General features: G+C 71.2%; 13 protein-coding genes. 1 reads left to right on the top strand and 12 read right to left on the bottom strand.

The features are described 5' to 3' along the window. Positions 1-60: 60 nt before the first annotated feature. From coaBC to pyrR, 12 genes are all read right to left on the bottom strand, one after another. A complete protein-coding gene (gene coaBC / locus ACZ407_RS29160; RefSeq protein ID WP_468133420.1) occupies positions 61-1,266 on the bottom strand; it encodes a bifunctional phosphopantothenoylcysteine decarboxylase/phosphopantothenate--cysteine ligase CoaBC in 1,206 nt (401 codons plus the stop codon). Positions 1,267-1,365: 99 nt separating this feature from the next. Beyond that, positions 1,366-1,638 (bottom strand): DNA-directed RNA polymerase subunit omega, encoded by a 273-nt coding sequence (rpoZ, locus tag ACZ407_RS29165; protein ID WP_004948662.1) that lies wholly within the window; start codon positions 1,636-1,638, stop codon positions 1,366-1,368. Between the two features lie 28 nt (positions 1,639-1,666). Then, positions 1,667-2,230, bottom strand: coding sequence for a guanylate kinase (gene gmk / locus ACZ407_RS29170; protein ID WP_468133422.1), 564 nt, complete (start codon positions 2,228-2,230; stop codon positions 1,667-1,669). Positions 2,231-2,291: 61 nt separating this feature from the next. Next, positions 2,292-2,615, bottom strand: coding sequence for an integration host factor, actinobacterial type (locus tag ACZ407_RS29175; RefSeq protein ID WP_226733467.1), 324 nt, complete (start codon positions 2,613-2,615; stop codon positions 2,292-2,294). A gap of 495 nt (positions 2,616-3,110) precedes the next feature. After that, positions 3,111-3,950 carry an orotidine-5'-phosphate decarboxylase gene (gene pyrF, locus ACZ407_RS29180; RefSeq protein WP_468133424.1) on the bottom strand — a complete coding sequence of 280 codons (840 nt, stop codon included), beginning with the start codon at positions 3,948-3,950 and terminating at the stop codon, positions 3,111-3,113. Continuing rightward, on the bottom strand, positions 3,947-5,056 hold the full coding sequence (locus ACZ407_RS29185) for a quinone-dependent dihydroorotate dehydrogenase (protein ID WP_468133426.1): 1,110 nt from the start codon (positions 5,054-5,056) through the stop codon (positions 3,947-3,949). Before ACZ407_RS29185 ends, pyrF begins: the two co-directional genes overlap by 4 nt. 80 nt (positions 5,057-5,136) lie before the next feature. Next, a complete protein-coding gene (carB, locus tag ACZ407_RS29190; RefSeq protein WP_468133428.1) occupies positions 5,137-8,445 on the bottom strand; it encodes a carbamoyl-phosphate synthase large subunit in 3,309 nt (1,102 codons plus the stop codon). Next, positions 8,438-9,583, bottom strand: coding sequence for a glutamine-hydrolyzing carbamoyl-phosphate synthase small subunit (gene carA / locus ACZ407_RS29195; protein ID WP_468133430.1), 1,146 nt, complete (start codon positions 9,581-9,583; stop codon positions 8,438-8,440). The genes carB and carA overlap by 8 nt, the downstream gene beginning before the upstream one ends. Then, positions 9,580-10,161 (bottom strand): PH-like domain-containing protein, encoded by a 582-nt coding sequence (locus ACZ407_RS29200; RefSeq protein WP_468133432.1) that lies wholly within the window; start codon positions 10,159-10,161, stop codon positions 9,580-9,582. The genes carA and ACZ407_RS29200 overlap by 4 nt, the downstream gene beginning before the upstream one ends. After that, on the bottom strand, positions 10,158-11,444 hold the full coding sequence (locus ACZ407_RS29205; protein ID WP_468133434.1) for a dihydroorotase: 1,287 nt from the start codon (positions 11,442-11,444) through the stop codon (positions 10,158-10,160). The genes ACZ407_RS29200 and ACZ407_RS29205 overlap by 4 nt, the downstream gene beginning before the upstream one ends. A gap of 2 nt (positions 11,445-11,446) precedes the next feature. Then, the gene (locus tag ACZ407_RS29210; protein WP_468133436.1) at positions 11,447-12,433 is read right to left on the bottom strand and encodes an aspartate carbamoyltransferase catalytic subunit; all 987 of its coding nucleotides are present in this window, start codon (positions 12,431-12,433) and stop codon (positions 11,447-11,449) included. Between the two features lie 118 nt (positions 12,434-12,551). Continuing rightward, the gene (pyrR, locus tag ACZ407_RS29215; RefSeq protein WP_468133438.1) at positions 12,552-13,124 is read right to left on the bottom strand and encodes a bifunctional pyr operon transcriptional regulator/uracil phosphoribosyltransferase PyrR; all 573 of its coding nucleotides are present in this window, start codon (positions 13,122-13,124) and stop codon (positions 12,552-12,554) included. Between the two features lie 251 nt (positions 13,125-13,375). Here pyrR and bldD point away from each other — a divergent pair, with 251 nt between their 5' ends. Then, positions 13,376-13,876 carry a transcriptional regulator BldD gene (gene bldD / locus ACZ407_RS29220; protein WP_226733476.1) on the top strand — a complete coding sequence of 167 codons (501 nt, stop codon included), beginning with the start codon at positions 13,376-13,378 and terminating at the stop codon, positions 13,874-13,876. Positions 13,877-14,104 lie beyond the last annotated feature (228 nt).

Consider the following 14,104-nt stretch of genomic DNA (forward strand, 5'->3'; position numbering starts at 1 on the left):
CGCGCAGGGCGCGTCGCGCCCTGCGCCCCACGCGGCGACTCCGCCAACTGCCCGTTCGAATCAGGCAAGTCGGGGGGCGACGAGGTCCCAGAGGAGATCCGCGAGGTCCTCCTTGGGGCCATGGGGAACGGGCACTTCGGTGCCGTCGGAACCGAGGATCACCGCCTCGTTCTCCTCGGATCCGAAGGTCTTGGACTCGCCGACCTCGTTGACCACGAGAAGGTCGCACCCCTTGCGCCGGAGCTTGGCCCAGCCGTTGGCGAGCACCTGGTCGGTCTCCGCGGCGAAGCCGACGACCAGCTGTCCGGGACGGGCCCGCTCGGCCGAGACCTCGGCCAGGATGTCCGGATTCCGCACCAGCGCGACCGGCGCGGGCTCCTCCCCGTCCTTCTTCTTGATCTTCCCGGTGGCGTACTCGGCCGGCCGGAAGTCGGCGACGGCGGCCGCCATGACCACGACGTCCGCGTCGGCGGCGGCCTTGAGCACGGCCTCCCGCAGCTGTACGGCGGTGCCCACGCGGACCACGTCGGCGCCGGCCGGGTCGGGCAGCGCGGTGTTGGCCGCCACCAGGGTCACCCGGGCCCCGCGGGCCACGGCCGTACGGGCCAGGGCGTAGCCCTGCTTGCCGGAGGAGCGGTTGCCGAGGAAGCGGACCGGGTCGAGGGGCTCGCGGGTGCCGCCGGCGCTGACGACCACGTGCCGGCCCGCCAGGTCCCGCTCGGGCTGCGGGCCGCGGGCGAGCACCCGGCGGCAGACCTCGAAGATCTCCTCGGGGTCCGGCAGCCGGCCCTTGCCGGTGTCCACGCCGGTGAGTCGGCCCACGGCGGGCTCGATGACCACGGCCCCGCGGCGGCGCAGCGTGGCCACGTTCTCCCGGGTGGCAGGGTGCTCCCACATCTCGGTGTGCATGGCCGGGGCGAAGACCACCGGGCAGCGGGCGGTGAGGAGGGTGTTGGTCAGCAGGTCGTCGGCGAGGCCGTGGGCGGCCTTGGCCAGCATGTCGGCGGTGGCGGGGGCCACCACGACCAGGTCGGCGGCCTGCCCGATCCGCACGTGCGGGACCTCGTGGACGCTCTCCCACACCTCGGTGGACGCGGGGTGGCCGGACAGCGCCGACCAGGTGGCCTCGCCGACGAAGTGGAGGGCGGACTCGGTGGGCACCACCCGGACGTCGTGCCCGGACTCGGTCAGCCGCCGCAGCAGCTCACAGGCCTTGTACGCGGCGATCCCGCCGCTGACACCCAGCACGACCTTCGGCTTGACCACTGCTACTCCCGGACTCGACTCATGCTTGTGACACACCACAGGCCCGGCAGTCTCCCTGCCGGGCCTGTGGTGAAAGGAATCTCTGCCTGCCTGCCGGCCCTACTGGGCCGGGGCCTCGATGGCCTCGGAGGTCAGCAGACCCGCGTTGATCTCGCGCAGCGCGATCGACAGCGGCTTCTCGTGGACGTGGGTGTCCACGAGCGGGCCGACGTACTCCAGCAGGCCCTCACCGAGCTGCGAGTAGTACGCGTTGATCTGACGCGCCCGCTTGGCCGCGTAGATCACGAGGCTGTACTTCGAGTCGGTGGCCTCGAGCAGCTCGTCGATCGGCGGGTTGATGATGCCCTCGGGCGCGGTGATGGAAGAGGACACGCTCTACCTTCCGAAGATGGGTAAAAGATCAAACAACTTCCATCAAGGCTAGCAGCTCGCGTGCTACGTCCTCGACGGAGGTGTTGACAAGGGTGGTGTCGAACTCGGACTCGGCCGCGAGTTCGACCTTGGCGGCCGCCAGCCGGCGCTCGATGACCTCGGGCGCCTCGGTGCCGCGGCCGGTGAGCCGGCGCACCAGCTCGTCCCAGTTCGGCGGGGCGAGGAAGACCAGCTGGGCCTCCGGCATGGACTCCCGGACCAGCCGGGCGCCCTGCAGGTCGATCTCCAGGAGCACCGGCTCGCCGCTGTCCAGGCGTTCCAGCACGGCGCTCCGGGGGGTGCCGTAGCGGTTGCCCGCGAACTCGGCCCACTCCAGCAGCTCGCCATTGGCGATCAGCTTGTCGAACTCGTCGTCGTTGACGAAGAAGTAGTGGACTCCGTGCCGCTCACCGGGCCGCGGCTTGCGGGTGGTGGCCGACACCGAGAGCCATACCTCGGGGTGAACCTTGCGCATATGCGCGACGACCGTGCTCTTGCCCACCCCGGAGGGGCCGGAGAGCACGGTCAGCCGCGGACGAACCTCTGCTGCCATGGAGCGATTATCCCGGTTCCCGGGACTGCCCGAGAACACCGGACGGACTTCAGGCGGCGCGTCAGGCGCCGCCACCGCCGAACTCGCGCTCCAGCGAGGCGATCTGGTTGGAACCGAGACCTCGCACACGGCGGGACTCGGAGATGCCGAGACGTTCCATGATCTGCTTGGCGCGGACCTTGCCCACGCCCGGCAGGGACTCGAGGAGCGCGGAGACCTTCATCTTGCCGATGACGTCGTTCTCCTGCCCCTGCTTGATGACCTCGTGCAGGGAGGCGCCGGAGTGCTTGAGTCGATTCTTCACCTCGGCCCGCTCCCGGCGAGCCGCGGCGGCCTTTTCGAGCGCGGCTGCGCGCTGTTCAGGGGTAAGGGGCGGAAGAGCCACGCCTACGTCACCTCGGATGTCGAACTGTCGGATATGGACCAGTGAGGTCCTTCGCCGCGCCTGTCGGCACGTTCGGGCACCACACCGGGCGAGCGAAGAAACCGCGGATGCGCTCGTTCGCTCTGGGTCGGAGACTAGCGGCCAAGGCCGCTCCAGTCAGCGAGAACGGACGAAAAGTCCTGGTCAGCCTCCACTGAACCGTACATCACAGACAAAACACCCTGGTTTTTGGGCCGGAATTCGTCAAGCGGTGCGAGGGGTGGGACCCGAGGTGTCCACCAAGTGGGCAATCCGGCGCCCCGAAAGGGCATTGCGCAGGTCGCCGGGGTGCCGGCGGGGGCCGGCCGTGACCGAGCTCACACGGCGCGGCGCCCGGAAACGGCTCCGGGCCGCATCCCGGGGTCCGCGGGGAAGCGGACCCGGGGGTGCGGCCCGGGAAGGGCGCCACGGGCGCCGGGGCGGACCGGGGCCGGGCGGGGGCTCGGACCGGACGGGTCAGGCCCCGGCGACGGCCTCGCGGATCTCGTCGGCGAAGCGGGCGGCGGAGTCGCGCAGCGCGGACGCGTCCGGGCCGTGCCGGAGCACGCCGCGCGAGACGTTCGGGACCACGTTGCGGACGGCGGCGCCGAAGACGGCCGGCAGGTCGGCCGCGGTGGCCCCCTGGGCGCCGATGCCCGGCGCGAGCAGCGGGCCGTTGATGTCCAGGTCGAAGGAGGACAGGTCGCCGAGGGTGGCCCCGACCACCGCGCCGAAGGATCCCATGGGCTCGGCGCCCGCGTTCTCCTCCGCCAGGTGGGCCAGCATGGTCGCGCCGATCGTCCGGCCGTCCTCGCGCACCGCCCGCTGCACCTCGGCGCCCTCCGGGTTGGAGGTCAGGGCCAGTACGAACAGGCCCGCGCCCGACTCCCGGGCCAGGTCCACGGCCGGCTTCAGCGAGCCGTAGCCCAGGTACGGGGAGACCGTGAGCGCGTCCGAGAACAGCGGCGAGTCCTTGCGCAGGAAGGTCTCGGCGTACGCGGCCATGGTCGAGCCGATGTCCCCGCGCTTGGCGTCCATGAGCACGAGGGTGCCGGCCGCCCGGGCGTCGGCCACGGTCTGCTCCAGCACCGCGATGCCGCGGGAGCCGAAGCGCTCGAAGAAGGCGGCCTGCGGCTTGAAGACGGCCACCTGGTCGGCCAGGGCCTCGACGACGGTGCGCGAGAACCGCTCCAGGCCGGCGATGTCGTCGTTCAGGCCCCAGGAGCTCAGCAGGGCCGCGTGCGGGTCGATGCCGACGCACAGCGGGCCGCGCTCGTCCATGGCGGAGCGCAGGCGGGTTCCGAAGGTCTGGGTCACTTGGCGGCCTTCCGGGTCTCGGCGCCGACGGCCTCGGCGAGGGTGGCGTACGGGCTGGCGGCCAGGCGGGCGGCCAGGCCCTTGTGGATCGCGCGGGCGTAGAACGGGCCCTCGTAGATGAAGGCGCTGTAGCCCTGGACCAGGGTGGCGCCGGCCAGGATCCGCTGCCAGGCGTCCTCGGCGTTCTCGATCCCGCCGACCCCCACGAGGGTGATCCGGTCCCCCACCCGGGCGTACAGGCGGCGCAGGACCTCCAGGGAGCGCTCCTTGACGGGCGCGCCGGACAGTCCGCCGGTCTCCTTGACCAGGGCCGGGTCGGACTTCAGGCCCAGGCCCTCGCGGGCGATGGTGGTGTTCGTGGCGATGATGCCGTCCAGGCCCAGCTCCAGGGCGAGGTCGGCGACGGCGTCCACGTCCTCGTCGGCGAGGTCGGGGGCGATCTTCACCAGCAGCGGGACGCGGCGCCCGGTGACGGTGCGGTCGGCGGCCTCGCGGACGGCGGACAGCAGGGGCCGCAGGGACTCGGTGGCCTGGAGGTTGCGCAGCCCGGGGGTGTTCGGGGAGGACACGTTGACCACGAGGTAGTCGGCGTGGCCGGCCAGGCGCTCGGTGGAGGTCACGTAGTCGCCGACGGCCTCCTCCTCGGGGACCACCTTGGTCTTGCCGATGTTGACGCCGACGACCGTCTTGAAGACCGGCACCCGGCGTGCGAGGCGTTCGGCGACCGCGGCGGAGCCCTCGTTGTTGAAGCCCATGCGGTTGATCAGGGCCCGGTCCGGGACCAGCCGGAACAGCCGCTTCTTGGGGTTGCCGGGCTGCGCCTGGGCGGTGACGGTGCCGATCTCGACGTGGTCGAAGCCGAGCATCGCCATGCCGTCGATGGCGGCCGCGTTCTTGTCGAAGCCCGCCGCGAGGCCGAAGGGGCCGTGCATGCGCAGGCCCAGGGCCTCGGTGCGCAGCTCCTTGTACCGGGGGGCGAGGGCGGCGGCGGCGAAGGTGCGCAGGACCGGGGTGCCGGCGGCGCGCCGGATCCAGCGGAAGGCCAGGTGGTGGGCCTCCTCCGGGTCCATCCGCTTGAAGACCAGGTTGAAGAAGAACTTGTACATCGTCCGGAATATCCCTTGTGCGGTCATGAAGAGGGGGACACCCGTTGATGAACCGGTGTCCCCCTGCCTCGGACGGGCTGCTAGTCGCGGGCCGCGATCAGGTGCTCCGCGTGCTCCTGGAGCGAGCGGACGCCCACGTCGCCGCGGTTGAGCGCATCGATGCCCTGGACGGCGGCGGCCAGCGCCTGGACCGTGGTCAGGCACGGGACGCTGCGCGCCACGGCCGCCGTACGGATCTCGTAGCCGTCGAGGCGGCCACCCGTGCCGTACGGGGTGTTGACGATCAGGTCGACCTGGCCGTCGTGGATCAGCTGGACGATCGTCTTCTCGCCGTCGGGGCCTTCGCCCTCGGACTGCTTGCGGACGACGGTAGCGTTGATGCCGTTGCGCTTGAGAACCTCGGCGGTGCCGGAGGTGGCCAGCAGCTCGAAGCCGTGGGCGACCAGCTCGCGGGCCGGGAAGATCATCGAGCGCTTGTCCCGGTTGGCGACCGAGATGAACGCGCGGCCCTTGGTCGGCAGCGGGCCGTACGCGCCGGCCTGCGACTTGGCGTACGCCGTGCCGAAGACCGAGTCGATGCCCATGACCTCGCCGGTGGAGCGCATCTCCGGGCCGAGGACGGTGTCCACGCCGCGGCCGTGGATGTCGCGGAAGCGGCTCCAGGGCATCACGGCCTCCTTGACGGAGATCGGCGCGTCGAGCGGCAGGGTGCCGCCGTCGCCGTTCTTCGGCAGCAGGCCCTCGGCGCGCAGCTCGGCGATGGTGGCGCCGAGCCCGATGCGGGCGGCGGCCTTCGCGAGCGGGACCGCGGTGGCCTTCGAGGTGAAGGGCACGGTGCGGGAGGCGCGCGGGTTGGCCTCCAGCACGTAGAGGATGTCACCCGCCATCGCGAACTGGATGTTGATCAGACCGCGGACGCCGACGCCCTTGGCGATGGCCTCGGTGGAGGCGCGCAGCCGCTTGATGTCGTGGCCGCCGAGGGTGATCGGGGGCAGGGCGCAGGCCGAGTCGCCGGAGTGGATGCCGGCCTCCTCGATGTGCTCCATGACCCCGCCGAGGTAGAGCTCGTGGCCGTCGTAGAGCGCGTCCACGTCGATCTCGATGGCGTCGTCGAGGAAGCGGTCGACCAGCACCGGGCGGGTCGGGGAGATCTCGGTGGACTCGGCGATGTACGACTCCAGCCGGGTCTCGTCGTAGACGATCTCCATGCCGCGGCCGCCGAGCACGTACGAGGGGCGCACGAGGACCGGGTAGCCGATCTCGTCGGCGATGGCCTTCGCACCCGCGAACGTGGTGGCGGTGCCGTGCTTGGGGGCGGGCAGGCCGGCCTCGGCCAGCACCCGGCCGAAGGCGCCGCGGTCCTCGGCGGCGTGGATGGCCTCGGGCGAGGTGCCCACGACCGGCACGCCGTTGTCCTTCAGGGCCTGCGCGAGGCCGAGCGGGGTCTGTCCGCCGAGCTGGACCACCACGCCGGCGATCGGGCCCGCGAGGGACTCGGCGTGCACGATCTCCAGCACGTCTTCGAGCGTCAGCGGCTCGAAGTACAGGCGGTCGGAGGTGTCGTAGTCGGTGGAGACGGTCTCCGGGTTGCAGTTGACCATCACGGTCTCGTAGCCCGCCTCGCTCAGCGCGAAGGAGGCGTGGACGCAGGAGTAGTCGAACTCGATGCCCTGGCCGATGCGGTTCGGGCCGGAGCCCAGGATGATCACGGCCGGCTTCTCGCGCGGGGCGACCTCGCTCTCCTCGTCGTACGAGGAGTAGAAGTACGGGGTGTTCGCGGCGAACTCGGCGGCGCAGGTGTCGACCGTCTTGTACACGGGGCGGACGCCGAGGGCGTGCCGGACCTCGCGGACCACGTCCTCGCGCAGGCCGCGGATCTCGGCGATCTGCGCGTCGGAGAAGCCGTGGCGCTTGGCCTCGGAGAGCAGCACCGGCTCCAGCTTCTCGGCGGCGGCCAGCTCGTCGGCGATCTCCTTGATCAGGAAGAGCTGGTCGACGAACCACGGGTCGATCTTCGTGGCGTCGAAGACCTCCTCCGGGGTGGCGCCGGCGCGGATGGCCTGCATGACGGTGTTGATGCGGCCGTCGGTCGGGCGGACCGCGAGGCGCAGCAGCTCTTCCTTGTCGCCCGGCTCGCCGGTGAAGGCGAACTGGGAGCCCTTCTTCTCCAGGGAGCGCAGGGCCTTCTGGAGGGCCTCGGTGAAGTTGCGGCCGATGGCCATGGCCTCGCCCACCGACTTCATGGTGGTGGTGAGGGTGGAGTCGGCGAGCGGGAACTTCTCGAAGGCGAAGCGCGGGGCCTTGACGACGACGTAGTCGAGGGTCGGCTCGAAGGAGGCCGGGGTCTTCTCGGTGATGTCGTTCGGGACCTCGTCCAGCGTGTAGCCGATGGCCAGCTTCGCGGCGATCTTGGCGATCGGGAAGCCGGTGGCCTTCGAGGCGAGCGCGGAGGAGCGGGAGACGCGGGGGTTCATCTCGATGACGATGATCCGGCCGTCTTCGGGGTTGACCGCGAACTGGATGTTGCAGCCGCCGGTGTCCACGCCGACCTCGCGGATGATCGCGATGCCGATGTCGCGCAGGCGCTGGTACTCGCGGTCCGTGAGGGTCATCGCCGGGGCGACGGTGATCGAGTCACCGGTGTGGACGCCCATCGGGTCGAAGTTCTCGATGGAGCAGACGACCACGACGTTGTCGGCCTTGTCGCGCATCAGCTCCAGCTCGTACTCCTTCCAGCCGAGGATGGACTCCTCCAGGAGCACCTCGGTGGTCGGGGAGAGCGTCAGGCCCTGGCCCGCGATGCGGCGCAGCTCCTCCTCGTCGTGCGCGAAGCCGGAACCGGCGCCGCCCATGGTGAAGGAGGGGCGGACGACGACCGGGTAGCCGCCGAGGGTCTCGACGCCCTTGAGGACGTCGTCCATGGAGTGGCAGATGACCGAGCGGGCGGACTCGCCGTGGCCGATCTTCCGGCGGACCTCCTCGACGACCTCCTTGAAGAGGTCGCGGTCCTCGCCCTTGTTGATGGCCTCGACGTTGGCGCCGATGAGCTCGACGTCGTACTTCTCGAGGACGCCCTGCTCGTGCATCGAGATCGCGGTGTTGAGCGCGGTCTGGCCGCCGAGGGTGGGCAGGAGGGCGTCGGGGCGCTCCTTGGCGATGATCTTCTCGACGAAGGCCGGGGTGATCGGCTCGACGTACGTGGCGTCGGCGATCTCCGGGTCGGTCATGATCGTCGCCGGGTTGGAGTTCACCAGGATCACCCGCAGGCCCTCGGCCTTGAGGATGCGGCAGGCCTGGGTGCCGGAGTAGTCGAACTCGGCGGCCTGGCCGATGACGATCGGGCCGGAGCCGATGACCAGGACGGACTGGATATCGGTGCGCTTAGGCACGATCGGCCTCCATCAGGGAAACGAAGCGGTCGAAGAGGTACGCGGCGTCGTGCGGGCCCGCGGCGGCCTCCGGGTGGTACTGGACGCTGAAGGCCGGCTGGTCGAGCAGCTGGAGGCCTTCCACCACGTTGTCGTTCAGGCAGACGTGGGAGACCTCGGCGCGGCCGTAGGGGGTCTCGGAAACCTTGTCGAGGGGGGCATCGACGGCGAAGCCGTGGTTGTGCGCGGTGACCTCGACCTTGCCGGTCGTGCGGTCCTGCACCGGCTGGTTGATGCCGCGGTGGCCGTACTTCAGCTTGTACGTGCCGAAGCCCAGGGCGCGGCCGAGGATCTGGTTGCCGAAGCAGATGCCGAAGAGCGGGGTCTTGCGCTCCAGGACGGCCTGCATGACGGAGACCGGGTGGTCGGCGGTGGCCGGGTCGCCCGGGCCGTTGGAGAAGAAGACGCCGTCCGGGTTCACCGCGTAGACGTCCTCGGCGGTGGCGGTGGCCGGCAGGACGTGCACCTCGATGCCGCGCTCGGCCATCCGGTGCGGGGTCATGCCCTTGATGCCCAGGTCGACCGCGGCGACGGTGAACTTCTTCTCGCCGATCGCGGGGACGACGTACGCCTCCTTGGTGGCGACCTCGGCGGACAGGTCGGCGCCCTTCATCTGCGGGCTGGCCTGGACCTTGGCGATCAGGGCCGACTCGCGGATGCCGTTCCACATATCGCCGGAGAAGATGCCGACGCGCATCGCGCCGCGCTCGCGCAGGTGGCGGGTCAGCGCGCGGGTGTCGATGCCGGAGATGCCGACGACGCCCTGTTTGGCGAGCTCCTCGTCGAGCGAGCGCTGCGAGCGCCAGTTCGAGGGGATGCGCGCGGGGTCGCGGACGACGTAGCCGCTCACCCAGATGCGGGAGGACTCGGGGTCCTCGTCGTTGACACCCGTGTTGCCCACGTGCGGGGCGGTCATCACGACGACCTGGCGGTGGTACGACGGATCGGTCAGGGTCTCCTGGTAGCCGGTCATGCCGGTGGAGAACACGGCCTCGCCGAAGGTCTCCCCCACGGCCCCGTAGGCGCGCCCGCGGAAGATGCGCCCGTCCTCCAGGACGAGTACGGCGGGAGCTTGCGCTCCCCTGGTGGAGGTCGTCATCGTTCGGCGCCTTCCGTCGTGATGGATGTGTTCATGAGGTTGAGGGCTTCGACCCAGGCGGCGTGCTCGGCCGCGCGGTCGGAGCGGAATCCGGAGTCGATCAGCTTGTCCCCGTGCGCCCAGGTGACGACGAGCAGACCGCCCTCGGTGAGTACCTTGCCCGCGATTCCCTTGTCGAGGCGGGCGCCGCGCAGCTGCGCGGCCGGTACGAAGAAATCGGTGGCCCCGGGGCGGACCACGTCGAGGCCCGCGTCGGTGAGCGTGAGCTCCACCCGGCTGCGGACGCCGAGGCCGTGCGCCACGATCCGGTCGAGCCACTGCCCGGCCGTGGTGGAGCCGTGGTACCGGCCGGTGAGGGCCAGCCGGTGCGCGGGCAGTCCGTCGGGCGCGACCGGCAGCTCGGGCAGGCCGACCTGGAGGGCGCCCCGCCATTTCCAGCCCTGGCGCATCAGCCAGTAGACGAAGGCGATGAAGAGGACCAGGCCGATGACCCACGCGATCCGCGGGCCCCAGTCGGTCACCTCCGCCGACCGTCGCTCGGCGGCCTGTGCGGCCAGATGGATTGCTGCTGGTGTCACGCGAGTTTCCCGTCCACGACCGTTGCCCGGCCCCGCAGGAAGGTGTGAGTGACGCGGCCCGGCAGCTCACGGCCCTCGTAGGGCGTGTTGCGGCTGCGGGAAGCGAAGTGTGCGGGGTCCACGACACCACGGTACGAGGTATCGACCAGGGTGAGGTTCGCGGGTTCACCTGCCGAGACGGGGCGTCCGTGGTTGTCGAGGCGGCCGATGCGGGCCGGAGCGAAGGACATGCGCTCCGCGACGCCCGCCCAGTCGAGCAGACCGGTCTCGACCATCGTCTGCTGGACCACGGACAGGGCGGTCTCCAGGCCGACCATGCCCATGGCGGCGGCGGCCCACTCGCAGTCCTTGTCCTCGTGCGGGTGCGGGGCGTGGTCGGTGGCGACGATGTCGATCGTGCCGTCGGCCAGGGCCTCGCGCAGGGCCAGCACGTCGCGCTCGGTGCGCAGCGGCGGGTTGACCTTGTAGACCGGGTTGTACGTGCGGACCATCTCGTCGGTGAGGAGGAGGTGGTGCGGGGTGACCTCGGCGGTCACGTCGATGCCGCGGGACTTGGCCCAGCGGACGATCTCGACGGAGCCGGCGGTGGACAGGTGGCAGATGTGGACGCGGGAGCCGACGTGCTCGGCGAGGAGGACGTCGCGCGCGATGATCGACTCCTCGGCGACGGCGGGCCAGCCGCCGAGGCCCAGCTCGGCGGAGACGATGCCCTCGTTCATCTGGGCGCCCTCGGTGAGGCGGGGCTCCTGGGCGTGCTGGGCGACGACCCCGCCGAAGGCCTTCACGTACTCCAGGGCGCGGCGCATGATCACCGCGTCGTCCACGCACTTGCCGTCGTCGGAGAAGACCTTCACGCCGGCGGCCGACTCGTGCATGGCGCCGAGCTCGGCGAGCTGCTTGCCCTCCAGGCCGACGGTGACGGCGCCGATGGGCTGCACGTCGCAGTAGCCGTGCTCCTGGCCCAGGCGGTACACCTGCTCGACCACGCCGGCGGTGTCGGCGACCGGGAAGGTGTTGGCCATGGCGAAGACGGCCGTGTAGCCGCCGGTCGCCGCGGCGCGGGTGCCGGTCAGGACGGTCTCGGAGTCCTCGCGGCCCGGCTCGCGCAGGTGGGTGTGGAGGTCCACCAGGCCCGGCAGGAGCACCTGGCCGGCGGCCTCGATCACCCGGGCGCCCTCGGCCGACAGGCCGGTGCCGACCTCGGCGATGGTCTCGCCGTCGATCAGGACGTCCTGCGCCTCGCCGCCGAGGATCTGCGCACCGCGGATAAGGATCTTGCTCATGGTTACTTCGTCTCCTCGGTGCGGGGCGTGCTGGTGGTGGTGACGGCGGGCTCGGAGCCGCCCAGGAGCAGGTACAGGACGGCCATCCGGATGGAGACGCCGTTGGCGACCTGCTCGACGACCGTGCAGCGGTCGGAGTCGGCGACCTCGGCGGTGATCTCCATGCCGCGGACCATGGGGCCGGGGTGCATCACGATGGCGTGCTCGGGCATCTTCGCCATGCGCTCGCCGTCCAGGCCGTACCGGCGCGAGTACTCGCGCTCGGTCGGGAAGAAGGCGGCGTTCATGCGTTCACGCTGCACACGCAGCATCATCACCGCGTCGGACTTCGGCAGCACCTCGTCGAGGCCGTACGAGATCTCGCAGGGCCAGGTCTCGACGCCGACCGGGACCAGGGTGGGCGGGGCCACGAGGGTGACCTCGGCGCCGAGGGTGTGCAGCAGGTCCACGTTGGAGCGGGCCACCCGGCTGTGCAGGACGTCGCCGACGATGGTGATCCGCTTGCCCGCGAGGTCCTGGCCGAGGGCGTCCTTGCCGACCAGGCGGCGGCGCATGGTGAAGGCGTCCAGCAGGGCCTGGGTGGGGTGCTGGTGGGTGCCGTCGCCGGCGTTGATGACCGGGGCGTCGATCCAGCCGGAGTTCGCGAGCCGGTACGGGGCACCCGAGGCGCCGTGCCGGATGACCACGGCGTCCACGCCCATGGCCTCCAGGGTCTGCGCCGTGTCCTTGAGGGACTCGCCCTTGGAGACGCTCGAACCCTTGGCCGCGAAGTTGATGACGTCGGCGGACAGGCGCTTCTCGGCGGCCTCGAAGGAGATCCGGGTGCGGGTCGAGTCCTCGAAGAAGAGGTTGCAGATGGTGCGGCCGCGCAGGGTGGGCAGCTTCTTGATCGGCCGGTCCGCGATCCGGGCCATCTCCTCGGCGGTGTCGAGGATCAGGACGGCGTCATCGCGGGTGAGGTCGGCGGCCGAGATGAGGTGGCGCTTCATCTGGGTGCTCCGGGGGTAGTGGAGGGCAGCTTGGGGTGCAGACGGGCAGGCTGCGGCGCGGGCCCCGGCTCCGGCCGGCCCGCGGGGGCCGGGAAGGGGGTCCCGTGCGGGGGACGGGCTACTGCCCGCCGGCAGGGGCGGTCCGCTGGCCGAGCAGCACGGCGTCGCGGCCGTCCTCCTCCTGGAGCTGGACCTTGACCGTTTCCCGCAGCGACGTGGGGAGGTTCTTGCCGACGTAGTCGGCGCGGATCGGCAGTTCGCGGTGGCCGCGGTCCACGAGGACGGCGAGCTGCACGGCGCGCGGGCGGCCGATGTCGCCGAGGGCGTCGAGGGCGGCGCGGATGGTGCGGCCGGAGAAGAGGACGTCGTCGACGAGGACGACGAGGCGGCCGTCGATGTCGTCACCGGGGATCTCGGTGCGGCCGATGGCGCGCGCCGGCTTCATCCGCAGGTCGTCCCGGTACATGGTGATGTCGAGGGAGCCGACGGGGATCTTGGATCCGGTGATCTCTTCGAGCTTGGCGGCGATCCGGCGGGCGAGGAACACGCCGCGCGTCGGGATGCCGAGGAGCACCACGTCGTCGGCGCCCTTGGCGCGTTCGACGATCTCGTGGGCGATGCGGGTCAGCACCCGCGCGATGTCGGTGGCCTCGAGCACGGGCCGGGCCGCATCGGAAGTCTTCGTGTCCATGAGAAACGGACCCCCTTCTCCGCCTCACGGGACGGACCTTAAAGGACGTCTTGATGTACGCCGGACACAGTAGCAGGAGGGGGCGCGTCCGCGCCTCCCGGGACCGGAGTCCACCCCCGTACGGGCCCGCCGCTCGTCCGGGGGCGATGAAGACCATTCGGCTTGACGCATCCACGTAACGCTGCGTAACCTCACAGTGAGTTACCAGCCGCGCGGCGGAGCCGCACGTCGACACAGCGTCCGGGAGCCTTATGTCCAGCGAATACGCCAAACAGCTCGGGGCCAAGCTCCGCGCCATCCGCACCCAGCAGGGCCTTTCCCTCCACGGTGTCGAGGAGAAGTCCCAGGGCCGCTGGAAGGCGGTCGTGGTCGGCTCGTACGAGCGCGGGGACCGCGCGGTCACCGTGCAGCGCCTGGCCGAGCTGGCGGACTTCTACGGGGTGCCGGTGCAGGAACTGCTCCCGGGCACGACGCCGGGCGGGGCCGCCGAGCCGCCGCCGAAGCTGCGTCTGGACCTGGAGCGCCTGGCCCACGTCCCCGCCGAGAAGGCCGGCCCGCTGCAGCGCTACGCGGCGACCATCCAGAGCCAGCGCGGTGACTACAACGGCAAGGTGCTCTCGATCCGCCAGGACGACCTGCGCACCCTCGCGGTCATCTACGACCAGTCCCCCTCGGTCCTCACCGAGCAGCTGATCAGCTGGGGCGTGCTGGACGCGGACGCCCGCCGTGCGGTCGCCCACGAGGAGATCTGAGCGGGAGACGATCCGGGCAAGTCCGGGCAAGACCCTGCAGAAACGTGCCGCCGGGGCGGCGGGACCATCCGGTCCCGCCGCCCCGGCGGTGTTTCGTCCCCCGGCGGGCATGGGGGAGGGGGGGGGGGGGGGGGGGGGGGGAGGGAACCCCCCCCCCCCCCCCCCCCCCCCCCGAATCCTTCCCCCCACGAGAAAACAGAGTCCCACTATCTTCAGGGAAGGAAATAG

It is taken from the genome of Streptomyces sp. NPDC030809, from assembly GCF_055572195.1.